Source organism: Amycolatopsis nivea (assembly GCF_004522235.1).
GTDB lineage: Bacteria > Actinomycetota > Actinomycetes > Mycobacteriales > Pseudonocardiaceae > Amycolatopsis > Amycolatopsis nivea.
In genome coordinates this window covers 49,242-74,430 of record NZ_SDLT01000038.1, presented here as the reverse complement: position 1 = coordinate 74,430, position 25,189 = coordinate 49,242, and the positions used below count along the sequence as shown (strand labels likewise).

Here is a 25,189-nt window from a genome sequence, read left to right as displayed (position 1 = left end):
CCTATCCGGGACCGCAGCCCGCAGGCTGGAGCGTCTGCCCGCCACCGGAAAGCCGGACAGTCCCCGACGCTCCGCCTCCGCCTGCCGCGACCACCGTGCACACGATCTGCGCGACCGCGTTCGGCGACAGTTCCCGGACGTTCACGCCGATCTCCGCGTCCGAGACCCCGATGGCGATCGGTTCGAACGACGGCGGAAGCTCCGTCGTGTAACCGCTCGCCCGTTCGTCCTCGTCCGGCCCTCGCTCCAGCGCGCGGACCCGGTCCGCGGCCACGTCGCCGACACCGGTGCGCACCACCGGCACGACCTTGCCGTTAAGCACGAAATACACCGTCGCCGTGTGCCCGTTGTTCCCGTTCGGCGGACCGCTGGGTGCGTTCTCGCCGGGGATCACCCCGCTGGGCCGCACCCCGCAGCCGCTCGCCAGCACCAAGACCGCGAGCAATGCCAGCCACCGCTTCATCGCCGTACCTCCCGAGGCAGCCGCAAGGTGAACACCGCGCCGCCTTCGGGCCGGTTGCCCGCGGTCAGTTCCCCTTGGTGCAGCCGCGCGTTCTCCCAGGCGATCGCGAGCCCGAGCCCGCTCCCTTCCGACCGGCTGCGAGCGGTATCCGCCTTGTAGAACCGGGAAAACACGTGCGGAAGCACCCCCTCGTCCAAGCCGGAGCCGGAATCCTCGACGGTGAGCGTGACCCCCGCCTGGTCGCCCCGCAGCCGCACGGTCACCGGCTCCGCGCCGTGCCGCAACGCGTTCCCGACGAGGTTGGCCACGATCACGTCGAGCCGACGCGGGTCGACCCGCGCCCGGATCCCTTCCGGCAGGTCGGTCTCCACCGCGAAGCCCCGCGCTCGCAGCGTTGCGCGAACCGCCTCGGCCACGTCGACGTCGTCCACCTCGAGCGAAGCGGTGCCGGAGTCGAACCGGGTGACCTCGATCAGGTCGTTCACCAACCGCGTCAGGTTGTGGGTTTCTTGGCTGACCAGCCGCACCGCCTCGCCCGCGGCGTCCGGCAGCCGCTTCGCTTCGGCGTCGAGCATGTCGGTGACCGCGGTCATCGCGGCGAGCGGCGTGCGCAGTTCGTGGGACACGTCGGCGACGAACCGTCGTGCGTCGGCTTCCATCCGGCGCAGTTCGCCGACGTGGCGTTGCAGCGAGTCGGCGGTCGCGTTGAACGTCTCGGCGACGCTCGCCAGTTCGTCACTGCCGCGGACGGCGATCCGGGCGTCGAGGTCGCCCGCACCGAGCCTGCGCGCCGCGCGTTGCAGCTCGCCGACCGGTCGCAACACGCTGCCGGCGGCCAGCACGGCGAGGATCAACGCCACCACCAGCGCGGCCCCGCCGGCGAGCCACGCGTCCCTGGCCAGCCGGTTCACCGCGTCGATTTCCGCGTCGAGATTGCGCAGTTCGTAGATCTCGATGCCGGACGGGATCGTCGGATTCCGCCGGTCGCCGGTCGAGATCAGCAACGGCGAGCCCAGCAGCAGCTGTGTCACGCCGCCGACGTCCACGCGCTGCCACGCGACCCGCCCGGACCGCACGACCGCCCGCAGTTCCGGCGTGATCACCGAGGCCGGCATATCGCCCGCGCTGTGGCCGCCGCTCGTCACCAGCGCGGCCGTTTTCCGGCCGTTCAGCCGGTCGGCGACCGATTGCAGCGCGCTCGTGTCCACCGGCTGCCGGGGGAGCGGGTACAGCTGCTTGAGCTGGTTCGTCATCTCGGTGGCGGCGTTGTCCTGGGTGCGCTGCAGGATCCCGTTCCTCGCCTGCACGTAGCCGATCCCGGCGACAGCCATCGCGGTGAACACGCTCAGCAGCGCGAACGCCACCAGCAGCCGGGTGCGCAGCCCGCGCAGCCGCCAGCCGGTCACAGCGGCCCGAAGCGATAGCCGAAACCGCGCAGGGTCTGGACGTACACCGGTTTCGCCGGGTCGTCCTCGATCTTGGCGCGCAGCCGCTGCACGCACGCGTCGACGAGCCGCGAATCGCCGAGATAGCCCTGGTCCCACACGGATTCGAGCAGCTGCTGGCGGCTGAGCACGCGCCCGGGCGCCGACGACAGTTCCAGCAGCAGCCTCAGTTCGGTCGGCGCGAGCCCGATCACCGTGCCGTGCTTGCTGACCACGAGGCCTTCACGGTCGATCGTCAGGTCGCCGTGCCGTTCCGGACCCAGTTTCGCGTCCGCACTGCGCGGTTCGCCGCCGGTCCGGCGCAGCACCGCGCGGATGCGCGCCTCCAGCACCCGGGCCTGCGCGGGTTTGACGACGTAGTCGTCGGCTCCGGCTTCGAGCCCGGCCACCACGTCGATGTCGTCGTTGCGGGCGGTGAGCATGATGATCGGCAGGTCGCCGGCGGCGCGGATGCGGCGGCAGACCTCGAAGCCGTCCATCCCGGGCAGCATGAGGTCGAGGACCACGACGTCGGCCGGGTCCCCGGCGAGCCGGGCGAGGCCTTCCTCGCCGGTCTCCACCGCGTCGACCGTGTGGCCCTGGTAGGTCAGGGCCAGCCGCAGGCCGTCGCGCACGGCCTGGTCGTCTTCGATCAGCAGCACCCTCGGCATGTCTCCCACTATCGCAGTCCGCCCGTCCGGCCGCCCGGACAGTCCACAGCGGACGGCCGGAGCCCAGCCTGCCCGGCCCGGATCCCCGCGCGGTGCGGGCCGTGTCATCGTTCGGTAACAGCGCCGCCGCGGCGAACTGTTACAGAGCTGTCAAACTCCGAGCGCAGTGCGCGCACACTGGGGCCCGAAAGTGGACCTCATGATCGAGTCGCTTTGCCGGCCCCGGGTCCTCGCGGCCGTCACCCGCCTTCTGGCGCTGACGCTGCTCCCAGCCGCGTTCCTGCGTTCGCCCGGCCGCGGCCGCTACCTGGCCTGCCAGTGGGCACTCGCGATGCGCTACCCGGCCGAGGACCTGGCAGGCTTGAGCGAACCGGCCCGCGCGGCGTTCACCGCGGCGCGCGCCGAGGCGTTCTGGCGGGACCACCAGCTCATCGGCCTCACCTCGGGCCACCGCGACGCCGCCCACCAGCACCGGCTGTTCGCGGAAGAGGTACACCGCACCGGCTCCGTCGCCTCGGCCCGGCGTCGAGTGCTGCCACCGCACGAGTCGGCACACGTCCGGGGCACAGCGCTCGACGTACGCCCGACCGAAGGAGCGGCGTGGCTGGAGCGGCATGGGGCGGAGTACCGGCTGTATCGCCGCTACGACAACGAATGGTGGCACTTCGAGTACCACGCGGACACCGTGCCGATGCGGTTGCCGGACCCGGGCGCGCTGCGTCCGTCATCGATGGCGCGGGCCGCAAGCTAGGGCGATTTCCCGGGCGCGGCACGGGATTCCAGGTATCTTCGCTCGGGAACGCTGAGCGTTTTCCGTGCCGCGGAACGGTAATATCCCCGAGCTTGCTCGGGTTCGCCCGCCAGGTCGAGCAGGTGCGCGCGCACGACGTCGACGCGGTGGTGTTCGTCCAGTCCGGCGATCTCGTCCAGCTGCCGCAACCCTTCGCGGGCACCGTGGACCATCGCGACCGGGACGATCCGGTTCAGTGCCGCGACCGGACTCGGCGCGAGGGCGAGCAGCAGGTCGTAGAGGGCGAGGATCTGCGGCCAGTCGGTGTCCTCGGCGCGCGCCGCCTCGGCGTGCACGGCGGCGATCGCGGCCTCGAGCTGATACGGCCCGAGCTGGGCGGTGACCAGGGTTTTCCCGATCAGGTCGAGCCCTTCGGCGATCGCGGCGGCGTCCCAGCGGGTGCGGTCCTGCTCGGCCAGCGGCACGGCGGCACCGTCCGACTGGGTCCGCGCGGGGCGCCGGGCGTCGCTGAGCAGCATGAGCGCGAGCAGCCCGGCGACCTCGCCGTCATCGGGGGCCTGCGCGTGCAGCTGCCGGGTCAGCCGGATCGCCTCCGCGGTCAGCTCGACCCGGTTGACGGCGGTCCCGGAACTGGCGGTGTGCCCCTCGGTGAAGATCAGGTACAGCACCTGCAGCACCGCGGCCATCCGCTCGGCCCGTTCGCCCGGCGGCGGCATCCGGAACCGGGCCCCGCTGAGCCGTTTCTTCGCCCGGTTGATCCGCTGGCTCACGGTTTTCTCCGGAACCAGCAGCGCCCGGCCGATCTCCGCGGTGGTGAGGCCGCCGACCGCGCGCAGCGTCAACGCGAGCTGCGACGGCTTGGCGAGTTCGGGGTGACAGCACAGCATCAGCAGGGTCAGCGTGTCGTCGTCGGCCGGGGCCAGTTCCGGTTGCGGCACCGCCAGCGCGGCGACCGTCTGCTCGCGCTGCCGTCGGGCGGACTCGCTGCGCTCGATGTCGATGCGCCGGCGCGCGGCCGCGGTGATCAGCCAGCTCTTGGGGTTGTCCGGCAGGCCCTGCTCCGGCCATTTCACCGCGGCGGACAGCAGCGCCTCCTGCACCGCGTCCTCGCAAAGCGTGAAATCGCCGAACCGGCGGCAGACGGCGGTGAGCACCTGCGGCGCGAGGTCGCGCAGGAGCTGTTCGAAACCGGCCGGGGGAGTCAGAGATCCAGCTCTTTCACGTTGCGGATCGGCCGTACCTCGACCTTGCCGTACAGCGCGTCCGGCACCCGCGCGGCGTGCTCCAGCGCCCGCTCCATGCTCTCGCATTCGACCAGGTAGAAGCCGACCAGATGCTCCTTGACCTCGGCGAACGGCCCGTCGCTCGCCACCGCCTTGCCGTCCTGCACGGTGACGCACTTGGCTTCGGCGGGATCGGCCAGCCCGTCGCTGAGCACCAGCTCGCCGGACTCCTCGAGCGCCCGGTCGAGCGCGAGGTGGCTCCGGCCGAACGCGGCCTTCTGCTCGTCCGAGAACTCCTCCCAAAGCGCCCGGAACCGCGGGTTGCTGTGGATCATGATCAGGTACCGCACGACGGCCCCCTCCGAAAACTTTTTCGCCGCCGGTTGTCGCCTCGCGGATTCCGGCTCCGACGTCCCCCGTGTCCAGGTCAGCTGAAGAAGGAGCATAGCCGTGCGGAAGATCGTGGCCGGACTGTCGGTGTCGCTGGACGGGGTGACCGAGTCGCCGCCGGAGTGGATGATGCTGAACCACGAGGCGGACGAGGCGATCCGCGCCGGCATCGCCGAATCGGACGCCGTGCTGCTCGGCCGGAACACCTACGCGGACTTCGCCCGGATGTGGCCCGCGCTGGGCGACTCGTCGCCGATGGCCGCGTTCCTGAACAACACCCCGAAGTACGTCGTGTCGAGCACGCTCACGGAAGTTGCGTGGAGCGGTTCGACGTTGCTCGGCCCTGATGTGGCGGCCGAGTTGACCGCGCTGAAGAGCAAGCCGGGCAAGAACATCCACATTCCCGGCAGCCCTCGGCTCGTGCGGTCGCTGCTGCTGACGGGCTTGCTCGACGAGCTGAACCTGCTGATCCACCCGATCGTGCTCGGTTCGGGCGAGCGGCTGTTCTCGACGGCTTCTTCCCGGGCTGACCTCGAACTCGTCGCTTCCCGGACGTTCGGCAATGGCGTCCTCTGCGTGACTTACCGCCCTCGGCACTGACAATTATCCAGGAGGAAAAATGTTCGACACCAGCAAGGCATTCAGCGGTTTCTCCGTCGACGACATCCCGGCCGCGCGGAAGTTCTACGCCGAGACGCTCGGCATCGAGGTCACTGAAAACTGGGGGATGCTGCGGCTGCGTCTCGCCGAAGGGCGTGAAGTCCTCGTCTACCCGAAGGGCAACAAGCATGTTCCGGCTGAGTACACGATTCTCAACTTCCCGGTGGACGACATCGACCAGGCGGTCGCGGACCTCGGTGCGGCCGGGGTTTCCTTCGAACCGTTCGATGGCGTCGACGAAAAAGGCATTTTCCGGCTCGGTGGACCACTGATCGCGTGGTTCCGCGATCCGGCGCGGAATATTCTTTCGGTGCTTCAAGAAAACTGAGGACAGGACCGCAAAACTGAAGATGCCGGAACGCGCGCCCGGATGAGAAGTTGGAGGCATGACGACAGTTTCGGGGCCGGCTCGCACGAGCTGGCGGGGAGTGCTCGCGCTGGCGGCGGCGGTGGTCGTGGCCGCTTCGGCGATGGGCTTTTTCCGGGCTTTCACGATGCCCGGAATGGACTCGATGGACTCGATGGGTCCACCGGGTTCGACAGCCGACCGGCGGCTGCACGGCATGGCGCTGGCCGACATGCCGGAAATGTTCGTCGCCGGCGCGGCCTTGCTCCTCGCGCTGGGAGCCGCGCTCGTCCTCGGCCGGACGCGGCCGGGCGCGGTCCCAGCGGTCCCGGCTGTCCGGCCTCCGCAAACGGTCCGGGGAAGGCGGACGATCGCGGTGGTCGCCACCGCCGCGCTCACGATCGACATCAGCAAGACGTCGACGCTGGGGTTCGTCATCCCCGGCCTGCGCACGGAATACGGCATCGACGCCTCGACCGCGTCGCTGCTGGCGGTGAGCGGGCTGTCCGGCACCGCGCTGGGCGCGTTGCTGTGCAGCAGGCTGGCCGAGCGCATCGGCCGCCGAGCTTGTTATCTGCTCGCCACGCTCGGGTTCACCGCCACGAGCATGTGCGGCACCATGCCGGATTTCGGCGGCAACGTGGTGATGTGCTTCCTGATGGGCATCGCCGTCGGCGGGCTGGCTCCGATGCTGATCACGGTGCTCAGCGACCTCTTCCCGGGGCCGGGCAGGGGAGCGGCGGTCACCGGCCTGTCGATCCTCGCGACCGCGATCGGCTACCTGGTCGCGTCCGGTTCCGCGTTGTGGCTGGAGCCCGTCTTCGGCTGGCGGGTGCTGTGGCTCATCGGCGCGCCGACCGGACTGCTGCTGGCCGCCGCGGCAGCCGTCATCCCGGATCAGCGGAGCATCCGCGCGCCCGCCGCGGCGGAGGACAACTGGCTGGCCCGGAACACGCTCACGACCCGCCTGCAATGGGTGTTCGCCTTCTCGATCGGCTTGACCACGTTCGGCCTGACCACCTGGGTTCCTACCCTGTCCCGCGTCGGCGGCCTCTCGCTGACCACGGCGAACGCCCTGCTGACCGGGTCTGCGGTGGCGATGGTGCTGTGCGCGGGACTGCTGGTCCTCGGCTACCGCCGCTTCGGCCCCACCGGCGTCACGGTGCGGCTGGCCGTCTGCGTCGCGATATTGCTGTTGGCGCTCGCGGTCTCGGGATGGGCGGTAGCCGCGCCGTGGCTGTCGGCTGCGGTGCTGACGGTCGCCTTGCTAGGCGTCAACACGATGGCGGCGGTGTTCCTGCCAGTCGCCGCCGATGTGGCCGACGACGGCTTGCGCGGGCGAGTCGCGGGGTCGGTGTCGTTCTTCAACCGGCTCGGCGGACTGGCTGGCCCGTTGGTGCTTTCGCTGCTGGTGAGATCGGTGTCGGAGGTACTGGTTTCGGTCGCGCTCCTGGCGCTGCTGTGCGGTTCGGTCGCGGCTTATACGAGCCGTCGACAACGGGTGCTTCGGAAGGCCGCAGCGGTCAGAACCGCCGCGTGAACGGCAGCGGACGGCGCATCCGCACCAGCAGCAGCAACGGAACCAGCACGTAGGGGAGGTTGAACGCGAGGAACTTGGCCGGGTTGCCGGTGCGCGTCGCCGGGTCGCCGAAGAACTCGACGCCGAACACGACGATCCCGGTGAGCGTGACGATCATCGTCGCGTAGACCACCGCGAACAGCTGGATCCCGTTGCGGCCCGCGACGAGGCACCAGACGAGCACGACGTAGAACGGGAGGTATACGAACGCCGACAGGCCGGTGACGATCCGCATCCAGTCCGGCGGGTGCATGAAGAGCGGGTCGGCGTCGTGGGCGTACCAGTAGTTGGAGTCGACGAAGAAGTTGCCGGTCGGCCGCGAGAAGTCGACGCCGACCGTCGGCAGCAGGTCGCTGATCAGCGACGTCACCGTGAACGCCGAGAAGATCACGGCGAAGAAAATGTCGATCTTGCGCTCGCGCAGGGGCAGGTTCGCCGTCGTGGTGCCCATCGGCGGATTGTAGGGCGTCGCAGCGGCGATTTCGGCAGTACAGTCGCGGTCATGAACGCGTTCCAGGTGTGCCTCTGGGTGTTCGCGGGAGTGTGCGCCGGCTGCTGGCTGCTGTCGGTGCTCACCAGGGAGTACTCCTGGGTGGACCGGATCTGGTCGGTCGTCCCGGTGGCCTACGTCGGCATCTTCGCCGGGCACGCGGGGTTCGCGGACGCGCGCCTGAACCTGCTGTTCGCGCTCGTGTTCCTCTGGGGCGCGCGGCTCACGTTCAACTACGGCCGCAAGGGCGGCTACGCGCCCGGTGGCGAGGACTACCGCTGGGCAGTGTTGCGCGGCCGGATGGCTCCGTGGCAGTTTCAGCTGTTCAACCTCTTCTTCATCACGCTCTACCAGAACATGATTCTGCTGCTCATCACGCTTCCCGCGTGGACCGCGCTCGACCACCAGGCTCCGCTGGGCACCGCCGACATCGTGCTGGCCGTCGCGTTCCTCGCGTGCCTGGCCGGCGAGACGATCGCGGACCAGCAGCAATGGAACTTCCACCAGTGGAAGAAGCGCGAGACCGCCGCCGGGCGCACTCCCGAACCGCGGTTCGCGCAGACCGGGCTCTTCCGGTTTTCCCGGCACCCCAACTTCTTCTTCGAGCAAGCGCAGTGGTGGCTGGTGTTCCTGATCGGCGTCTCGGCGGCCGGCGCGGTCACCTGGACGATCGCCGGTGCGGTCCTGCTCACGGCGCTGTTCATCGGCTCGACGATCTTCACCGAGAGCATCACCCTCGGCCGCTACCCCGAGTACGCGGACTACCAGCGGCGAGTCTCGCCGATCGTGCCGTGGTTCCCGCGCCGGGCCGACCGCCGCGGAAGCGCCGTCGGGTCCACTTCGGACTGAGTCCGGCCCGCGGTGTGACCGCCCTCACGGGAATGCCGTGAACCTCCCCGGTGTCCGATGAGTCGGAAGGGATACCGTTCGCCCGGTAGGGTCACGGTTCACACGACTGGGGGTAGTTTCATGATCGGTTTCGAAACCGACCTCGACGACCTGCGCAAGGCGAGCGGGTTCGTCGCGAACGCCGGGGACGCGGCGGAGACCGCGCGCGGCGGAGTGCGCAGGCTGGACCTGCCCGACGCGGTCGGCCCGGCCGCCATCATCGGCTCGATCGACCTGTTCGGCGGCGGCCCGACCACCGCGTTCGGCGGATCGCTCGGCATGCCCAAGATCGCGGCGGCGTACGAGAACCACCGCGCGAAGGTTGAGGAAGCGCTCGCGAAGCTGGCCTACACGACGCACCAGGCGAGCGAAGCGCTCAAGCGCGTGGCGGAGCTGTACGAGGCGTCGGACGCCGAGGCGCAGTCCGCGGTGCGGCGCGCGGGCGGAGAGGTGCGCTGACGTGAGCGAGCAGGAAGACTACTTCGGGCTCAGCGGCGGCTCGGACGGGCGTCCGCGCGCGGAACTGCTCGAAGGCATCAGCGAGGATCTGCACAAGGGCGCCAACGACGCGCTCGACGGGCTGGAATTCCTGCGCTACGCGGAGTTCTTCAAGTTCTCCGCGATCAAAGAGCTGTACGAGTCGTACCAGGACAAGGTCACCGAGGTCTTCCGGGAGTTCTCCGAGGCCGACCTCAAGGACACCGGCGGCGGCTTGCAGTCGATGATCAACTCGTACGAGCCGGTGTGGAAGAACCTCAGCCGCGGGTCGATCACCGAACTGCGCCGGGCGAAGGAACTGCTGGGCTCGTGGCGCGGCAACGCGGCCGAGGACGTCAAGACCTACCTCGACCGGCTGTCGGAGGCCTACGAAGCGCTCGCTGCGGAGATCACGGTCGTGGAGAGCGACATCGTCGCCGCCCGTGACGGCGTGTGGGCCGCGCGGGACGACCTCAGCTCGCTCGCGCTGACGTTCCGGGAAACCGCCGAGAAGTACCAGAAGGAGAAGGCCAAGGAAGGCGAAATCTCCTGGTCCAAGGTGGCGGCGGTGGCGTTCACCGGCGCTCTGGTCGGGATGCTCGCCGTGGTCGCCACCCCGGGCGGAGCCGTGGCCGCGGCGGGCGGGCTGTCGATGAGCGCGGTCGGCGCGCAGGCCGCGGTCGCGGGTGCGGGCGCCGGGCTCACCGAGGTGACGGCGCAGGCCTCGGCGAAGGTCGAGGGCGACAACGCGGACGACATCTTCCAAAGCTTCCTCAGCGGCGTGGACAAGATCCGTTCGCACATGCAGGAATCGGCGGGCAGGCTGGCGGACAAGATCCACGAGAAGTCGGTCAACCTGCCGCCGGTGCCGAACCCGCCCGACGTCAGCCCCGGCGATTCGTTCGACCCGGCCAACTTCGAGACCTCGAATACCCCGAAGGGCACCGAAAAGCGGATCCGGGACCGGAACGTCGACATCGCGCCGGACGGTTCGGTGTCGCAGCCGCTGTCGCCGTCCGCGATGGACTGACGTGCCCAGTCCGGAAGAACTGATCCAGGCTCTGTCCGCGTTGTCGGTCGAGGCGTCCTCGCCCGGCAACGCGGTCACCGCCACGGTCAACACCGACGGTGTCCTCACGGGACTGAAACTGTCCGGCACAGTACGGAATCTGCCGCCGGACGAGCTGGCCGCGCTGGTTCTGCGCACGTACGCCGAAGCGCAACGGGAATCGGCGAACCGCACGGCGGCGCTGCTGGCTCCGCTCGGCACCCGCGGATACGTGATGGACCGCCTGAAGTGGCGGGCCGGGTTCACCCCCGAAGCCGCGCCCGCGACTCCGGCTCCCCGGCGACCCGCTCCGCCCGCCGAGCCGAGGCCGTCTCCCGCGCCTGCCGAGCCGAAACCCGTTGCCGCGCCGGAGAAGCCCGCGGTCTCCCGGAACCCGGCGGCCGCTTCGGCTGTGCAGGGCGAGGGCGACTACCTCCGCAACCGCACCTCCGACCCCGAACGTTCCGCGGAACCGGAGCGCCCGGTGAGCGACGAGGATTGGTACGAGGCTGGCGTGCGGTTCGACGAGGCCTGGTAGCCGAGCAGTCCGATGAAAAGGTCTTTGCCGATACGGAGACGACCACCGTCGTCTCCGTATCGCCGGTGTCGCCATCGCGGCATCCAACGCTGCTTGTGAGCGACCAGGCGCGGTAGCCGTTCAGCCGAGCGTGCCCTCGTCACCGAGCAGCTTGCGCAACCCCGGCAGCACCGCGGAAAGGTCTTTGCCCGTCCGGAAAGCGACCACCGTCGTCTCCGTCTCACCAGTATTGCCGAACAGCGCGACCGTGTCCGCCATCGCGGCGTCGAAGGCCGCCTCCGGGTCCGCAGCCTGTCCGCGCAGCCATCGCCGAAGGACGTGGTTGTGCGCCGTCACCACCGCGGCCGCCATGAGTTCGGCGCGCAGCGCGGTTTCTTCGCCGCCGCCCATCCAGCGGTGGACGAATTCCTGGAACAGCCGTTGATACTGCCGCGTGCCCGCGATTTCCCGCGCGCGCAGTGCGGGCACGCTGCGGGTGAGCCGGTAGCGCGCCAGCGCGAGGTCGCCTTCCGCGACGTAATGCCGCAGCACCAGTCGCGCGGCTTCGGTGACCGCGACGATCGCCGTGCGCGGGTCGGATCCGGCCAGCCGGGCCTCGATCGCGCTCAGCAGCACCTCGTGGTCGGGGAAGATCACGTCCTCTTTGGACCGGAACGCACGGAAGAACGTGCTGCGCCCCACGCCCGCGCGGTCGGTGATGTCGTCCACCGTCGTCTGGTCGTAGCCGCGTTCCTCGAACAGCGCGAACGCGGCCTCGGTCAGCCGTTGCTTGGCCGGTTTCTCGGGCATCGGGCCACCTTTCGCACGCACGCTGCGGCCAGCCTAATCGGACGCGGCCGCGCGGGAGCAGGGTGAGGTGGGCCACCCCGCTCTCGCCTACTCGCCGGTACTGAGTACCGTTATCATGAAACCAAGTACCGGAGGGATGGGTGAGGCACGTGGAGCTCGTCGGCGTGGTCGGCTGCGGCCAGATGGGGGCGGGGATCGCCGAGGTGTGCGCCCGGGCCGGGCTGGACGTCGTGGCGGTCGAATCGAGCCGGGCGGCCGCCGACGCGGGCCGGGCGCGGCTGGAGGCGTCGCTGGGGCGGGCCGAGCGCAAGGGGAAGATCGCGTCCGCGGCCGAGGTGCTGGACCGGATCCGGATCACCGAGGACCTCGACGACCTGGCCGACCGCACGCTCGTCGTCGAGGCGATCGTCGAGAACGAGGCGGTCAAGGCGGAGCTGTTCGCGAAGCTGGACAAGATCGTCGCCGCGCCGGACGCGGTGCTGGCCTCCAACACGTCGTCGATCCCGATCATGAAGCTCGGCACCGCGACGGAGCGCCCGGCGCAGGTGCTCGGCATCCACTTCTTCAACCCGGTCCCGGTGCTGCCGCTGGTCGAGCTGGTGCCGAGCCTGCTCACCGGCGACGAGACCACCGACCGCGCGCGGAAGTTCGCCGAGGAGACCCTCGGCAAGCACGCGATCCTGTGCCAGGACCGCGCCGGATTCGTGGTGAACGCGCTGCTGATCCCGTTCATCCTCGCCGCGGTGCGCATGCTGGAGTCCGGCTTCGCGACGAAGGAAGCCATCGACGAGGGCCTCGTGCGCGGCGCCGCGCACCCGCAGGGCCCGCTCGCGCTGGCCGACCTGATCGGACTGGACACCACGAAGGCGGTCGCGGAATCGCTGTACGAGGAGTTCAAGGAGCCGCTGTACGCGCCGCCGCCGCTGCTGGCCCGCATGGTCGACGCCGGCCTGCTTGGCCGCAAGACCGGCCGCGGCTTCTACACCTACTGAGTTCCGGCGAGGAGAACCCGATGAGCTTCGACCTGTTCAAAATCAACGAAGACCACGAAGCGATCCGCGAAGCCGTGCGCGCGGTCGCCGAAGAGCAGATCGCCCCGCACGCCGCGGAGGCCGACGAGCGCGAAGAATTCCCCAAGGCGTCCTACGACGCACTGGTCGCGTCGGACTTCCACGCCCCGCACGTGCCGGAGCAGTACGGCGGCGCCGGTGCCGACGCGCTGGCCACCTGCATCGTGATCGAGGAAGTGGCGCGCGTGTGCGCTTCGTCCTCGCTCATCCCCGCGGTGAACAAACTCGGCAGCCTGCCGCTGATCCTGGCCGCGAACGAGGACGTCAAGGCGAAGTACCTGGCCCCGCTGGCTTCGGGCGAAGCGGGATTCTCGTATGGACTGTCCGAACGCGACGCAGGCTCGGACACCGCCTCGATGCGTTGCCGCGCCACCCCTTCCGGCGACGACTGGATCCTCAATGGACAGAAGTCGTGGATCACCAACGCGGGCTTCTCCGAGTACTACACGGTCCTGGCGGTAACCGACCCCGACGGCCGCCGCGGCGCCAACGTGAGCGCCTTCGTGGTCGAGAAGTCCGACCCGGGGTTCTCCTTCGGTGCCAAGGAAAAGAAACTGGGCATCAAGGGCTCGCCGACGCGTGAACTGCTGTTCGACCAGGTCCGCATCCCGGGCGACCGCATGGTCGGCGAGCCGGGTCAGGGCCTGAAGATCGCCCTGAAGACGCTGGACCACACCCGCGTGACGATCGCTGCGCAGGCCGTCGGCATCGCGCAGGGCGCGCTGGACCACGCGCTGGGATATGTCAAGGAGCGCAAGCAGTTCGGCAAGCACATCGCGGATTTCCAGGGCATCCAGTTCATGCTGGCGGACATGGCGATGGCAGTCGAGACGGCGCGCCAGATGGTGTACACCGCGGCCGCGAAGTCCGAACGAGGCGACGACGACCTGTCGTTCTTCGGCGCGGCGGCCAAGTGTCACGCGTCGGACGTGGCGATGAGCGTGACAACGGACGCGGTCCAGCTGCTGGGCGGGTACGGCTACACGCGCGACTTCCCGCTGGAACGCATGATGCGGGACGCGAAGATCACGCAGATTTACGAGGGCACGAACCAGATCCAGCGTCTGGTGATGGCTCGGCAGTTGCTGAAGGGCTGACGTTTCCGACCCGGTAGTTCGGACGGGTCTGGCTGCTCATGATCAGGTCTCTTGCGGGCCGTCAGAGCAGCCAGGCCGTCTGAACACCGCGTCGAGCGCGCTCACGGAGTTCAGCGGGTCTGGTACTCGTCGAGGAGCCGGAAGAACACGTTTAGCGGCTCCTCGCCCTCGGCGTGCCCTTCGATGGCGACCGCCCATCCCGCGGCCATCGGCCAGCCGTAGCGAGCCTCGATCCATTGCGCGAACGGGCCGGCAGGCCCCAGTGCGAACTCCTCATCGCATCCGTGCACGTCCAGGGCGACGCTGTAACCGAAGAGGATGCTCTGCAAGTCCTGCAGAGAACGCTGCCGAAGCCACATTCCCGGGCGAAGCCGGATCTCGTCGAGAACCTCGTGCACGTCCTGGCACTGAGCGATGGGTTTCGGCCGTTTCCCCGATGCAGCTGTCACACCGCAGATCCTACTGAGCCAGCACTGCCGCAGCGAGCACGCAGTCAGGTCGAAGGCTTGTGCTGCCGATCATGCCTTCGCTGCGCCTTCACCACATCCACCGCCCGCACGCGGACCCACTCCAGCAGGCCCTCCAGCGGCGTCGCCAGTTCCTGCCCAAGCTCCGTGAGCGAGTACGTCACCTTGGGCGGCGTAGCGGGCTCCACCTCGCGATGGATCAACCCGTCGCGGGTGAGGGTGCGCAGGTTCTGCGACAGCATCTTCTCGCTGATCCCGCCGATCGTGTCGCGCAGTTCGTAGAAGCGCGCCGGGCGATCGCGCAAGGACAGCAGGATCAGCGTGCCCCAGCGGCTGCACACGTGGTCGAGCACCGTCCGGCCGGGGCAGTCGCTGTTGAACGCGTCACCCGGGTCCGGGGCGGTGCGGCGTCCTGCCTCGGTGCCTACTCCCATGTCCGGAGCTTACCCCACGGTGCGTCCTTACCAAAAGTTAGCCCAGAACCTACGGTGAGCTTCACTGCGACACAAGGAGGTACGACCCGTGACTGTTTTGGTGATCGGCGCTACCGGCAACGTCGGCCGTCAGGTGGCCGTCCAGTTGGCCGAGCGCGGTCTTCCGGTGCGTGCGCTGGCTCGGCGGCCGGAGAAGGCCGATCTGCCTGCCGGCGTTGAAGTCGTTCCCGGTGATCTGTCTGATTTGGACAGTCTGCGAGCTGCGTTGCGAGGGGTGGGCTCGGTCTTCTTGATGTGGCCGTTGATTTCCGGCGACCCGGCCGAGGCGATCGCGGACACGATCGCGGGCAGTGCTCGTCGGCTGGTGCTGCTCTCGTCGGCCGCGGCGCGCGGGGACTCGGATGACGCGATCAGTCAGGTTCATCGTGCGGTGGAGAAGGCGATCGAGCGGACCAGTCTGGAGTGGACGTTCCTTCAACCGCACGGGTTCGCGACCAACACCCTTGGCTGGGCATCGCAAATTCGCGAGGACGGCGTCGTGCGCGGGGCTTACGGTTCGGTGTACTCCACGCTCATCCACGAAGCCGATATGGCGGCGGTCGCGGTGACTGCGCTGACTTCCGAAGGGCATGTTGGGGCGAAGTACGACCTGACTGGGCCCGCTGCGCTCACGCAGGCTGAGCAGGTCCGGGTGATCGGCGAGGTGATCGGCCGGGAGACTCGCTGGGAGGAGGTGCCGCGGGAGGTTGCGCGCGAACTTCTTCTCCAGCGGATTCCGGCGAAGTACGCGGACGCCATGCTCGACGCGTTTGCCCGCTTGGCTGGCAGCGAACCCGACCGGCCGACGACGACGGTCGAGGACGTCACCGGGGTTCCGGCGCGGACTTTCGCCCAGTGGGTGGCCGATCACGCGGCTGAGTTCGCTCCGGAGGGAAGCTGACAGACCCCGCGGGTTCAGCAATTGCTAATATTCGCAATTGCTGAACCCGTCCGGTCGAGAGGGCGGACCCGGACCGAAGGCGGCACCCGTGAGCAGACCGCTCTACCAGCTGAAAGCCGAGTTCTTCAAGACGCTCGGCCATCCGGCGCGGATCCGGGTGCTGGAGCTGTTGTCTCAGCGCGAGCACGCGGTCGCGGAGATGCTGCCGGAGGTCGGGATCGAGCCGGCGAACCTGTCGCAGCAGCTCGCGGTGCTGCGGCGGATGGGGCTGGTCACCACGCGCAAGGAAGGGTCGAGCGTCTACTACTCGCTGATCAGCCCGCAGGTCGCGGAACTGCTGGCGGTCGCGCGCGAGATCCTGACCGGCGTCCTGTCGGGCCAGGTCGAACTGCTCGACGACCTGCGCACCGCGCACGCGGACAGTTCGCGTGCCCCGCGCGGCTGAGACCAACGGAGGCGATGTGACGAGCGAATTCGTGCGGGAACTGAAGCGGGGGATCGCGGCGGCGCAGCAGGCGCTGGAGCACGCCGGCGAGGACGAGGCGGAGGGCCATCGCGAGCGGCTGGCCGAACTGCGGGAGATCGCGCAGCAGAACGACGTCGACCTCGGCGAGTCCGGTCGATGAGCTGGACGCGTCCCGGGCTGGCGATCGTCGGGGAGGACGGGCCGTCACGGCTGCAGGCGGACGCACGGGCGATCCAGGAGCACACCGGTGTCCCGACGTCGGCGTTCACCGTGCGTTCGCGCGACGCGGCGGAGCTGGCGGCGGCCTTGCGCTCGCTGCCGGACGAGGTCGCGGTGGTGTATCTGACTGGAGTGGAACCGGCGAAAGCCCGTGCAGCACAACGAGAACTGACCTTGACGCTGCCGGTCGTCACCGAGGAGGAAGCCGCCGCGATCGTGCTGACCGCAGCGGTGCTGATCCGGTCGCGACGGCTGCAGGTCGCGCCGTTCGACGCGAAGGTGGTCGTGGCCGGTTCGGACGCGATGCCGTTGCTGGTGCCGCTGCTGGTGGCGTCCGGAGTCGGCGATGTGGTGGCTTGGCGACGCGACGACGCGGCCGGTTTTCCGCTGCGGGAAGTCGCCAGGAACGCGACTGTGGTGGTCGATGCGGTGGGGGAGTTCGAGGGCTCCGCGCTGGCGCCGCCGGAACGGAGTGCGCTCTTGCTGCCGCTGCCGGGATTGTTCGCGGCACTGCGGCGGGGGTTGGCCGGGTCTGATCCGGTGGACGTGCACCGGGCCTGCGCGCACGCGTTGACGACGCTCGCGCCGGTGGATCAGCCACTGCCGGAACTGTCGGACCCGGATTTGGCGACCCGGGTGCTGGACGCGATCGCGGAGGCGGTTCGGCCGCCTCGGAAGCGTTAGCTCAGCGGTCGTAATACGTAGTCGGCCCCTCCGGCCACTGCCGCGTAGGCGGAGGCGGCTGCTGCTCCGCCCGGCTGTTCCGCTTCCGCCGATGCAACGTCCGGGCACTCGCCGCCATGCTGCTCACCAGTGAGGCGATCACCAGCCCGATCACCAGGTTGATCGCTGCCGTCGCGATTTTCGCTTCCAATCCCACCGTCAGGGTGAGCGGCAGGACCACCGCGATGGCTGTCACCAGCACCATGATCCAGCCGAAAAACTGGCCCGGCGCCGGGGTCGCCACGCTCAGCAGGTGCATCAGGCCAGTCGCCAGCAGGGCGACCGCCGCGGCGGAGATCGCGTACGTCGGCGTGCTCGCTTTGCCCCACAGGCCGTCGCCCTTCGGGGCCAGGACCGGCACGTCGAAGATGCCTCGCGCGATCAGCAGGCCCACTACCGCAACGAGGGCCGCGACCACCGCCGTGGCCACGCCGCCTGCCCACAACCTCGCTGCGTCGATGCCTGGCCGGGTGTCCTCCCCGTAATTGCCGGGGTACTGCTGAACCATCGGGCGGTCCTTCCCTCGCACATGCGGTCGCTCCGATTGTCGCCCTACCGAGGCTGTTCCGCCGGATCGGCGGATTTCGCCAGCGAGCGCAGCCGGAACGACAGGACCACCAGGGTTACCCCGTAAATCACCGCGTAAATCCCGATCAGCAGCGCGACGCCGAACGCGCCCGCGATCGGGTGGAACAGCACGAGCACCCCGGCGATCACCGAAAGCGCGCCCGCCACGATCAGGAACGCCTCGCCGGTGATCTGCTTGCGCAAGCGGATCGCGGCGACGATCTCCATGATCCCGGTGACCACCGCCCACGCCCCGACGAGCGTCGCCAGCACCAGCACGGTCACCCCGGGCCACACCAGCGTCATGATTCCGGCGACCAGGCCCAGCACGCCGAGCAGCGCGTACGCGATCCGGTGCGTGCCGTCTCCCGGCCGGAATGCCTGCATGATCGCGCCGACCGCGTCGATCAGCACGTAGATCCCGAACAGGAAAGCCAGCGCCAGCACGGTGATGCCCGGCCACACGAGCGCCAGCACGCCGAACAGGACGCCCAGGATCCCGCGCGTGAGCACGAGCGGCCACGCGCGCCGCGGGTCGAGGACCGCGAAGCCGAGGACGGGCGGAATGGGCGTGGACATCGAGGGCCTCCCGGAGGTGTGCTGCCGACCTGGCGAAACGGTAGCCGGACCAGGGCAGCGCCGCCGGGACCTCACCCGATCGAGGGCGCTACCAGGCGACGGTCAATCCGGCGAGCCGCCACGTCCCGGGGTCGGGTACCCGCTTCGCCTCGAGGACACGCAACCCGGCGAACCGGTCCAGCAGCGCGGTCAGCGCCACCTCCGCCTGCACCCTCGCGAACGACGCGCCGAGGCAGAAATGCGGCCCGTGCGCGAAACCGAGGTGCGCGCCTGCCGAGCGGCGGACGTCGAAGCGGTCCGGGTCGGCGAAGACGCGCGGGTCCCGGTTCGCCGCGGCGATCGACGCGGTGACCGGCTCGCCCTGGCGGATCCGCACGCCGTGCAATTCCAGGTCCTCGGTCGCCCGCCGGGGAATTGTCAGCAGCTGCGAACCGCACCAGCGCATCAATTCCTCGACCGCGCCCGGCCACAGTTCCGGTTCCCGGCGCAGCGTTTCGAGCTGATCCGGGTGCGACAGCAGGGTTTCCACCGCGTTGGCGATGAAATTGGCCGGGGTCTGCCCGGCCAGCACGAGCTGCCAGACCAGCGCGACGGCTTCCGTTTCGGTCAGGCCCGCGCTCGTCAGATGCGCCAGCATCGCGCTGTCCGGATGCGCGACCAGCGTCCGCGAGCTGTCGATGATCCCGGGCACGGCGGCGGCGAACCCCTCGCCGGACACCTGCACGACCGCCGCGCCGTATTCGTGCCAGCGCGGCCGTTCGGCTTCCGGGACGCCGACCATCGCGCAGATGACCTCCATCGGCAGCGGCCGGGCGAACTCGGCCAGCAGGTCGACCGGGCCGTCCGCGGGCAGTGCGTCGAGGTAGCGGGCGACGATTTTCTCGATCTCCGGGCGGAAATCCAGCGCGCGGCGGGCGGCGAACGCGGGCGTCGCGAGACGGCGCAGCCGGGCGTGTTCGGCCCCTTCCATTTCCTGCATGGTCCGCAGGTAAGGACGGCAGTGCTCGGGCACGTCCGGACGCTGATAGCTGGCCTCGCTCAAGGCGAACCGCTGGTCGGTGAGCATCGCGCGGGCCTCGGCGTGCCGCGTGAGGACCCACATCGGCGGGAAGCCGGGGCCGGTCAGCTTGGCCAGCGGGCCCTGCTCCCTGGCGGCGCCGTAGGCGGTGAACGGGTCGCTCGTGACGGCCGGATCGGTCAGGTCGAGTTCGGGAACGGGGAGCGCGGGGGACAAGGAAGACCTCCAGATGGGCAATTCAGATGATCTCATCATATGAATGGTGGCGGTATCTTGGCAAGCAAGCGGACCGGGAGGACTCACGATGGCGCGGCTCACCAGGGCGCAGACGCAGGAGCGCAACCGGGCGAAAGTGCTGGCCGCCGCCCGCGAGGAGTTCACTGAGCGCGGGTTCCGCGACGCCAAGATCGACGTGATCGCCGAGCGCGCCGAGCTGACCCGGGGCGCGGTCTACTCCAACTTCCCCGGCAAACGCGCGCTCTACTTCGCCGTGCTCGCCGCCGAAGCGGAGCGGTTCGCCGCCCAGCCGCCGGAACCGGACCCGGGCCTGACCCCCGCCGAGGCGCTCGGCGCGTTCGCCCGCGCGTGGGTCGCGCGGCTGCCGCTCGCCACCGATCCGGACGCGCGGCTCGGCGTCGACCTGCTGCCGGAAATCCTCGCCGACGAACTCACCCACCGGCCGTACGCGCAGCTGCTGCGGTTCGACGCGATCGTGCTCGGCCTGGTGCTGGAGCGGCTTTCGCCGTCGTCCGGACGGCTGGTGCGGGTAGCGGAAGCGGCGCTGACGATGCTGCACGGAGCGAGTCAGCTCGCCGCGGCGGCACCCGGTTTCGGAGAGCCGTTCAACGTCGTGCGCGCGTGCGAAGCGTTGCCCGCGCTGGGACTTGCCGACACCTGGCCGGAACCGCCGATCGTGCCGCAAGCGAAAGCGGCCGGGGAAACCTGGGCCCCGCCGGAGGTTTTCGACGCCCTGCGCGAGCGTCCGGTCCGCATCGACGGCGACGGAGTGGTCGCGGTGATCGGGCTGCACCGGCTGTCCGCGGTGGAAGAAGCCTTGCGCGCGGCCAAGGACGTCACGCTCGTCGTGGTGACCGGTCAGCCGGGAGAGCTGGTGCCGTTGACCGCTCTCGTGCTGGCGGATCTGCGCGGCTTGCTGAAGCGGTCCTGCCCGGGGCCGGCGTGGCCGGACGTCCGAGTGATCGTGGACGAGACCGGCGCGGTGGCCGCCGCGGCCGGGGTTTCGGCGGTCAGCGACGCGACCGAGACCGCGATCAGGGTCCACAATGGACAGATTCTGCTGCGGGCGGAAGGCTTCGGCGCCTGCCACGCCGCCGCGACGAGCACCGTCCCCGCGGAAACCCGGTAAGCCGCGCAAACCCTTCCGACGTCGGTGGACAGGGCAGGCGGCGCGGCAGATAGTGGAGCGAAGATCGGCCGAAGGGGGGCGGCGATGGCCGAGATCGCTCCGGTGGACCGGCAGTTGCGCAGCCTGCTGCGGCACGGCACGTTCGCGCAGGTCCTCGACCACGCGCTGAACGTCCGGGGGCTGAGTCTCGAACAGGTCCGGCAGCGGCTCGCCGGGCGAGGAGTGCGGGTCAGCCGGGCGGCGCTGAGCTATTGGCGCCACGGCCGCAGCCGTCCGGAACGGGTCGAATCGCTGCGTGCGGTGCGGGCGCTGGAGGCGGTGCTCGGCCTGCCGCCGGAATCGCTGGTCGCGCTGCTCGGCCCGCCCCGGCCGCGGGGCAGGGGAGCGGCGGCGGAACCGGGGGCCATCGACCGCAAACGGCTGTGGCCGGGCCACCGGCCGCTGCTGGCGGAGCTGGACCTGCCGCCGGACAACCTGGTGCGCCGCCTCGACGTGCACGAGCACCTGCGGGTGGACGAGCACCGGCGGCTGACCACAGTGCACACCCGGCTGGTCGTGGAGGCCACCGCGGACCGGGTCGACCGGTGCGTGGTGTTCCTGTGGGCCGAACAGTCCGCTCCGGCGCTGCCCGCCGAGGTCCGGTACTGCCGTCCCGGCCGGGTCCGGGTCGACGCGGAAGCCGGGGCGACGGTCTGCGAACTGCTGCTGGACCAGCGGCTCGCGACGGGCGAGCGCAGCGTGCTCGAGTACACCGCGGTCTACCCGCCCGGCCCGGAACTGACCTTCTACCACCACCGGTTCACCCGCCCGGTGCGGCAGTACCTGCTGCAGGCGGAGTTCGCCGGGGCCCCGCCCGCCACCTGCGTGCCGTTCCGCCAGAACAGCGTGCAGGCGCCGCGGCGGCCCGGTCCGCCGCTGTGGATCGGGGCCTCCCGGACCGCGCACCTGGTGCTGACCGACGTCCGGCCGGGCATCGCGGGCCTGTCCTGGGAATGGGCTTGACCGGCGGTTTTCCGGGAACCGCCGGTCAAGCCCCTGCTCACCCGGTCAGTAGACGAACCAGGGGACCTGCACCTTTCCCGCCGTGCCTGACGTGTCGGTGGCGGTGATCGTCGAGTTCAGCAGACCCGAGGTGGTCTGCGGGTTTCCGGAGATCACGCCGGTGGCGCGGTCGATGGTCAGCCCCGAGGGCAGTCCGGCGGCACTCCAGGAGTAGCTGCCGGTGCCGCCGGAGGCGCGCATCGCCAGGTGCACCGGCGAACCGTGCGGCACCGCCTGGAAACCCGGGTCGGCCACGGTGACCGGACCGGACGAACCGCCCTGCACGGTGAGCGTGAACGTGGTGTCGTGGCTCGCGGTGGCGTTCTTGCCGGTGATCGTCACCTGGTACGTCCCCTGCGGGGTCGAGGCGCTGGTGGCGATCGTCAGCTTCGCCGAACCGCCCGCGTTGACCGACGCCGGATCGAACGTCGCGCTCGCCCCGGAGGGCAATCCGCTGGCCGACAACGCGATGTCGCCGCCGGACGGAGGCGTGGTGCCGATCTGCTGGTTGGCCCAGTCGCCCATCGAACCCCACAGCTTTCCGTGCGCGTTGTAGGACGCACAGTCGGTGCGCAGCCAGGAGAAGACGCCGTAGATCTTGCCGTTGTAGTAGTACGGCCCTCCCGAATCGCCTTGGCACAGGCCCTTGCTGCCGTCGCCGTAGCCGTCGCAGAACATGTATTCCGGCTTGAACACCGACGAATCGATGGTGCTGCAGTTCGAACCGTCCACTGTGGGCAGTACGACCTCGCGCAGCTTGGTGTTCTTGGTGGCGTCGTTGGCGTCGGTCTTGCCGTAGCCGATGGCCGTGCCCTGGGTGCCCAGCGGCAGATCGTCGGCGGAGGACGCGATCTTCGGGTAGGTCATGCCCGCGGGAACGGGGATGTCGGTCTTGGTGAAGATGATCGCGACGTCGTTGCCGTTGCGCCAGCCCTGGTCGCTTTGCGGGCTGTAGTCCGGGTGGATCCGGAATTCCGCGATCTCGATCCGGGTGCCCGTGCTCGTGTCGTTCAGGTCGTCCCGGCCGTAGATGAGGTACTTCGGGTCGCCGTCGGCGAACTTGCAGTGCGCCGCGATCAGCACCGCCCGTTTGGCGACCACGCTGCCGGTGCAGGACTGCTCCTGCGGGCGCACCCCGCCGGTGCGGTGTTCGGAAATGATGAACGGGTACTTGGCGACGGTGGTCGTCTGCCCGTTGATCACGCTCGGGCTCGCCGACGGCGCGGCGCCGTTCACCGCGGTCGTCGAGACGGTGGCGGTGGCGGATTGCCCGGCGTTGACCGACGCCGATGCCGGGTCGACGCTGAGTGAGAAATCGCCTTGGCCGGAGCCGTTGACGGTGAGCGTGACCGGGGTCGTGTGCGTGGCGTCCGTGGCTTTTCCGGTCACTGTCACGGTTGTCTGCCCTGGTGAGGCCGATGACGACGCCGCGAGGGTGAGGGTGGAGGTGCCGCCTGCGGTCACCGAAGACGGGTCGAATGTTGCTGTGACACCGGCCGGGAGCCCGCTCGCCGACAACGCGATGCTTTGCGCGCTGCCCTTGACGACCTTGGTGGTGATCTTCGTGGTCGCCGACTTGGCCGGGTCGACGCTGAGCGAGGCCGGGTCCGCGGCGAGGGAGAAGTCGTTGGCCGCGGGCGGTGTCGCGCCGTTGATCAGCGGGTCCGCCAGGTTGTCGCCCTGCATGGAACCCCAGCCGGTGCACAGGTCGTAGCCGGTGCCCGCGTCGTAGGTGCCGTTGTTGCCGGAGACGACGTCGTGGAAGGCGGAGGAGTACTGCGAGGACTGGGCGATCGAGTACACCGTCGGGTTGATGGCGCCGAGGTTGCTCTTGCCCGCGCTTTTCGCTTTCTGGTTGACCATCGCGAGATATCCGGCCCACAACGGGGAGGACAGGCTCGTCCCGCCGACGTCCTGCCAGCCGCCGTTCATGTACACCGAGAGCGCGCCGGCTCCGTAGTCGGCGTCGAGCGCGACGTCGGGCACCGAACGGTATTTGCTGCTGCCCGGCTGCCAATCCGGCTTGCTGTAGACCGCCGAATACCCGCCGCCGGAGCGGGTGTTGCCGGTGCCGCCCTGGTTCCAGCACGATTCCGACTGGTAAGTGCCCGCGCTGTCGCTCGTCCGCAGCTGCGTGCCGCCGACGCCGGTGAACAGCGGGTCGCTGGCCGGGTAGTCGGCCTGCACGGTGGAGTTGTCGCCGTTGTAGCCGCAGCCGGTGGCTCCCCAGTCCCCGGAGGCCGACAGCAGCGTGACGCCCTGGGCGACCATCTGGGAGTAGGAGTCGTGCGAGGCGGCGATCGGGTCGGATTCGCACTTCTCGCCGAGCAGCCACGAGCCCGACAGGATCGTGATCGCGTTGTCGCTCGCGATTTTCGCCATCTCGTCGACCCAGGCTTTGTCGCTGTTCGGTGCCTCATAGACGATCTGGCTCGCGCCGGGCGCGGTGGCCGCGACCGCCTGGATGTCGAGCGTCACCTCGAGCTGTCCGCTGCCCGGCTGGGAAACCCCGCCGTCCACTGGCACTACCTGGGGCTTGACCGAGGGCTGCTTGAAGTAGTTCGTCCAGGCGTCGATGTCGGACTGCTTGAACGAGTCGAACTCGATCAGCCCGACCGTCTGCCCGGATCCGTCGTAGGAACCGGAAAGCTGCTTCATGCTGTAGGCGGTGCGGAACTGGGCGGGGGTGTAGCCGCCGCCCGGGCCGCCGGGACCGGCCGGAGCTGAGGCGCGGTGCGCGATCGGCCGGTTGGTCAGCCCGGTCACCGTGCGCACGATCTTCGCGACCGAGGACGGCACGCTCGGCGCGGATTCCCTGGCGTAGAAATGCTTTCCGGCCGAGTCGGCGTAGTCGCCGAGCCGGGTGCCGAACGCCGCCTCGACCTGTCCGACGGTCCCGACCGCGTCGACCACCTGGCGGTTGGCCGAGACGTCGGTGACCCGCAGGCCCTGTTTCTCCAGGTATGCCTTCGCAGCGTCCACATCGGACTCTAGCGGCGCGAATCGGGCCGAATAGTCCGCGCTGGACAGGAAATGCCGGTAGTCCGGCGACCGCGGATCGCTGACCGAGGCGACGAACTGGGCGAGCCCGGCTTCGTCGTGCGGCCGCAGCGACAGTGCGATCGGGATCTCCCGGCCGGGATCGGTGGCGCCGAGCCGTTGCGCGCCGGCCGGTGCGGAGCCGGTGGGCGCCAGCGGCGTCCGGGGCTCTTGGGCGGCGGCCGAACCCGGTATCGCCAGGGCGGCCGTCAGGACGAGACCGGCTGCCGCGGCGGCCGGTCTCGCCCACAGGGAACGAGGGAGCACGATTCCTCCAAAGCGAAGCGGAGAAGAAACAGCCGGCCAAGGCTAGCCGCGGCGGCGGTCTGCGAATCGTGCTCGCTGAACGTTCGACGACGTTCAACGGTGATTCTGAACGATGACGTTTTCCCTGGTCATAAGGGTGGGGTGAAACAGTCTTCCACA

The 25,189-nt window shown here is 69.6% G+C and carries 29 protein-coding genes; 16 read left to right on the top strand and 13 right to left on the bottom strand.

The annotated features are described in order from the left end of the window. Position 1: 1 nt before the first annotated feature. From EIZ44_RS34480 to EIZ44_RS34470, 3 genes are read right to left on the bottom strand one after another with little or no spacing between them, the layout of a single operon-like run. Positions 2 to 463: a hypothetical protein gene (locus EIZ44_RS34480; RefSeq protein WP_134733355.1), complete on the bottom strand. Its 462-nt coding sequence runs from the start codon at positions 461 to 463 to the stop codon at positions 2 to 4. Further along, the gene (locus EIZ44_RS34475) at positions 460 to 1,869 is read right to left on the bottom strand and encodes an ATP-binding protein (protein ID WP_037818599.1); all 1,410 of its coding nucleotides are present in this window, start codon (positions 1,867 to 1,869) and stop codon (positions 460 to 462) included. Before EIZ44_RS34475 ends, EIZ44_RS34480 begins: the two co-directional genes overlap by 4 nt. Continuing rightward, the gene (locus EIZ44_RS34470) at positions 1,866 to 2,558 is read right to left on the bottom strand and encodes a response regulator (protein ID WP_134733353.1); all 693 of its coding nucleotides are present in this window, start codon (positions 2,556 to 2,558) and stop codon (positions 1,866 to 1,868) included. Before EIZ44_RS34470 ends, EIZ44_RS34475 begins: the two co-directional genes overlap by 4 nt. A gap of 199 nt (positions 2,559 to 2,757) precedes the next feature. Between EIZ44_RS34470 and EIZ44_RS34465 the strand changes: the two genes are divergently transcribed. Beyond that, positions 2,758 to 3,309 carry a M15 family metallopeptidase domain-containing protein gene (locus EIZ44_RS34465; protein ID WP_134733351.1) on the top strand — a complete coding sequence of 184 codons (552 nt, stop codon included), beginning with the start codon at positions 2,758 to 2,760 and terminating at the stop codon, positions 3,307 to 3,309. Here the strand turns inward: EIZ44_RS34465 and EIZ44_RS34460 are convergent. Together EIZ44_RS34460 and EIZ44_RS34455 are read right to left on the bottom strand one after the other, a co-directional pair. Beyond that, positions 3,306 to 4,514 carry an RNA polymerase sigma factor gene (locus EIZ44_RS34460; protein ID WP_134733390.1) on the bottom strand — a complete coding sequence of 403 codons (1,209 nt, stop codon included), beginning with the start codon at positions 4,512 to 4,514 and terminating at the stop codon, positions 3,306 to 3,308. The two genes, EIZ44_RS34465 and EIZ44_RS34460, sit on opposite strands and share 4 nt — an antisense overlap. Further along, on the bottom strand, positions 4,511 to 4,882 hold the full coding sequence (locus EIZ44_RS34455; protein ID WP_037818702.1) for a YciI family protein: 372 nt from the start codon (positions 4,880 to 4,882) through the stop codon (positions 4,511 to 4,513). Before EIZ44_RS34455 ends, EIZ44_RS34460 begins: the two co-directional genes overlap by 4 nt. A gap of 100 nt (positions 4,883 to 4,982) precedes the next feature. On the opposite strand from EIZ44_RS34455, the gene EIZ44_RS34450 reads away from it, so the two are divergent. The 3 genes from EIZ44_RS34450 to EIZ44_RS34440 are packed head-to-tail and all read left to right on the top strand — an operon-like array spanning position 4,983 to position 7,468. Then, complete coding sequence (locus EIZ44_RS34450; protein WP_134733349.1) at positions 4,983 to 5,522, top strand: dihydrofolate reductase family protein; 540 nt, start codon at positions 4,983 to 4,985, stop codon at positions 5,520 to 5,522. A gap of 19 nt (positions 5,523 to 5,541) precedes the next feature. Continuing rightward, positions 5,542 to 5,910 (top strand): VOC family protein, encoded by a 369-nt coding sequence (locus tag EIZ44_RS34445; RefSeq protein WP_134733347.1) that lies wholly within the window; start codon positions 5,542 to 5,544, stop codon positions 5,908 to 5,910. A 58-nt stretch (positions 5,911 to 5,968) separates the two neighbouring features. Beyond that, positions 5,969 to 7,468 carry an MFS transporter gene (locus EIZ44_RS34440; RefSeq protein WP_134733345.1) on the top strand — a complete coding sequence of 500 codons (1,500 nt, stop codon included), beginning with the start codon at positions 5,969 to 5,971 and terminating at the stop codon, positions 7,466 to 7,468. On the opposite strand, the gene EIZ44_RS34435 is transcribed toward EIZ44_RS34440, so the two are convergent. Continuing rightward, positions 7,452 to 7,958, bottom strand: coding sequence for an EXPERA domain-containing protein (locus EIZ44_RS34435; RefSeq protein ID WP_134663457.1), 507 nt, complete (start codon positions 7,956 to 7,958; stop codon positions 7,452 to 7,454). The two genes, EIZ44_RS34440 and EIZ44_RS34435, sit on opposite strands and share 17 nt — an antisense overlap. Positions 7,959 to 8,009: 51 nt before the next feature. Here EIZ44_RS34435 and EIZ44_RS34430 point away from each other — a divergent pair, with 51 nt between their 5' ends. The 4 genes from EIZ44_RS34430 to EIZ44_RS34415 all read left to right on the top strand — a co-directional run bounded on the left by EIZ44_RS34430 (position 8,010) and on the right by EIZ44_RS34415 (position 10,948). Next, positions 8,010 to 8,846, top strand: coding sequence for a DUF1295 domain-containing protein (locus tag EIZ44_RS34430; RefSeq protein WP_134733343.1), 837 nt, complete (start codon positions 8,010 to 8,012; stop codon positions 8,844 to 8,846). A 120-nt stretch (positions 8,847 to 8,966) separates the two neighbouring features. After that, entirely contained in the window at positions 8,967 to 9,344 is a 378-nt protein-coding gene (locus EIZ44_RS34425; protein ID WP_037818608.1) for a hypothetical protein, read from the top strand. A gap of 1 nt (position 9,345) precedes the next feature. Then, positions 9,346 to 10,392, top strand: coding sequence for a hypothetical protein (locus EIZ44_RS34420; protein ID WP_134733341.1), 1,047 nt, complete (start codon positions 9,346 to 9,348; stop codon positions 10,390 to 10,392). Between the two features lies 1 nt (position 10,393). Beyond that, entirely contained in the window at positions 10,394 to 10,948 is a 555-nt protein-coding gene (locus tag EIZ44_RS34415) for a YbaB/EbfC family nucleoid-associated protein (RefSeq protein WP_134733339.1), read from the top strand. Between the two features lie 120 nt (positions 10,949 to 11,068). On the opposite strand, the gene EIZ44_RS34410 is transcribed toward EIZ44_RS34415, so the two are convergent. Continuing rightward, positions 11,069 to 11,737, bottom strand: a complete 669-nt coding sequence (locus tag EIZ44_RS34410) for a TetR/AcrR family transcriptional regulator (protein ID WP_037818612.1) — start codon at positions 11,735 to 11,737, stop codon at positions 11,069 to 11,071. Positions 11,738 to 11,877: 140 nt separating this feature from the next. Between EIZ44_RS34410 and EIZ44_RS34405 the strand changes: the two genes are divergently transcribed. Together EIZ44_RS34405 and EIZ44_RS34400 are read left to right on the top strand one after the other, a co-directional pair. Beyond that, the gene (locus tag EIZ44_RS34405; RefSeq protein WP_205669953.1) at positions 11,878 to 12,729 is read left to right on the top strand and encodes a 3-hydroxybutyryl-CoA dehydrogenase; all 852 of its coding nucleotides are present in this window, start codon (positions 11,878 to 11,880) and stop codon (positions 12,727 to 12,729) included. Positions 12,730 to 12,749: 20 nt separating this feature from the next. Next, entirely contained in the window at positions 12,750 to 13,904 is a 1,155-nt protein-coding gene (locus tag EIZ44_RS34400) for an acyl-CoA dehydrogenase family protein (protein WP_134733337.1), read from the top strand. A gap of 110 nt (positions 13,905 to 14,014) precedes the next feature. On the opposite strand, the gene EIZ44_RS34395 is transcribed toward EIZ44_RS34400, so the two are convergent. Then, positions 14,015 to 14,353, bottom strand: a complete 339-nt coding sequence (locus tag EIZ44_RS34395; protein ID WP_205673396.1) for a hypothetical protein — start codon at positions 14,351 to 14,353, stop codon at positions 14,015 to 14,017. A gap of 44 nt (positions 14,354 to 14,397) precedes the next feature. Next, positions 14,398 to 14,805, bottom strand: coding sequence for a winged helix-turn-helix transcriptional regulator (locus tag EIZ44_RS34390; protein ID WP_134663452.1), 408 nt, complete (start codon positions 14,803 to 14,805; stop codon positions 14,398 to 14,400). 88 nt (positions 14,806 to 14,893) lie between these two features. Between EIZ44_RS34390 and EIZ44_RS34385 the strand changes: the two genes are divergently transcribed. The 4 genes from EIZ44_RS34385 to EIZ44_RS34375 all read left to right on the top strand — a co-directional run bounded on the left by EIZ44_RS34385 (position 14,894) and on the right by EIZ44_RS34375 (position 17,114). Then, entirely contained in the window at positions 14,894 to 15,745 is an 852-nt protein-coding gene (locus EIZ44_RS34385; protein ID WP_134733335.1) for an NAD(P)H-binding protein, read from the top strand. Positions 15,746 to 15,833: 88 nt separating this feature from the next. Beyond that, positions 15,834 to 16,190, top strand: coding sequence for an ArsR/SmtB family transcription factor (locus EIZ44_RS34380; protein WP_134733333.1), 357 nt, complete (start codon positions 15,834 to 15,836; stop codon positions 16,188 to 16,190). Positions 16,191 to 16,206: 16 nt separating this feature from the next. Beyond that, on the top strand, positions 16,207 to 16,371 hold the full coding sequence (locus EIZ44_RS44945) for a hypothetical protein (RefSeq protein WP_158714566.1): 165 nt from the start codon (positions 16,207 to 16,209) through the stop codon (positions 16,369 to 16,371). Continuing rightward, entirely contained in the window at positions 16,368 to 17,114 is a 747-nt protein-coding gene (locus tag EIZ44_RS34375; protein ID WP_134733332.1) for a hypothetical protein, read from the top strand. The genes EIZ44_RS44945 and EIZ44_RS34375 overlap by 4 nt, the downstream gene beginning before the upstream one ends. A gap of 1 nt (position 17,115) precedes the next feature. Here EIZ44_RS34375 and EIZ44_RS34370 read toward each other — a convergent pair whose 3' ends face one another. The 3 genes from EIZ44_RS34370 to EIZ44_RS34360 form a co-directional block, all read right to left on the bottom strand. Further along, the gene (locus EIZ44_RS34370; protein ID WP_037818625.1) at positions 17,116 to 17,661 is read right to left on the bottom strand and encodes a DUF6069 family protein; all 546 of its coding nucleotides are present in this window, start codon (positions 17,659 to 17,661) and stop codon (positions 17,116 to 17,118) included. Positions 17,662 to 17,705: 44 nt separating this feature from the next. Then, positions 17,706 to 18,299 carry an HdeD family acid-resistance protein gene (locus tag EIZ44_RS34365; protein WP_134733330.1) on the bottom strand — a complete coding sequence of 198 codons (594 nt, stop codon included), beginning with the start codon at positions 18,297 to 18,299 and terminating at the stop codon, positions 17,706 to 17,708. 88 nt (positions 18,300 to 18,387) lie between these two features. Continuing rightward, on the bottom strand, positions 18,388 to 19,533 hold the full coding sequence (locus EIZ44_RS34360) for a cytochrome P450 (RefSeq protein WP_043833562.1): 1,146 nt from the start codon (positions 19,531 to 19,533) through the stop codon (positions 18,388 to 18,390). An 88-nt stretch (positions 19,534 to 19,621) separates the two neighbouring features. On the opposite strand from EIZ44_RS34360, the gene EIZ44_RS34355 reads away from it, so the two are divergent. Together EIZ44_RS34355 and EIZ44_RS34350 are read left to right on the top strand one after the other, a co-directional pair. Next, positions 19,622 to 20,683 carry a TetR/AcrR family transcriptional regulator gene (locus EIZ44_RS34355; protein ID WP_134733328.1) on the top strand — a complete coding sequence of 354 codons (1,062 nt, stop codon included), beginning with the start codon at positions 19,622 to 19,624 and terminating at the stop codon, positions 20,681 to 20,683. Between the two features lie 84 nt (positions 20,684 to 20,767). Beyond that, the gene (locus EIZ44_RS34350; protein WP_134733326.1) at positions 20,768 to 21,685 is read left to right on the top strand and encodes an XRE family transcriptional regulator; all 918 of its coding nucleotides are present in this window, start codon (positions 20,768 to 20,770) and stop codon (positions 21,683 to 21,685) included. A 45-nt stretch (positions 21,686 to 21,730) separates the two neighbouring features. On the opposite strand, the gene EIZ44_RS34345 is transcribed toward EIZ44_RS34350, so the two are convergent. Further along, positions 21,731 to 25,030: a protease pro-enzyme activation domain-containing protein gene (locus EIZ44_RS34345; RefSeq protein WP_134733324.1), complete on the bottom strand. Its 3,300-nt coding sequence runs from the start codon at positions 25,028 to 25,030 to the stop codon at positions 21,731 to 21,733. Positions 25,031 to 25,189: the final 159 nt, after the last annotated feature.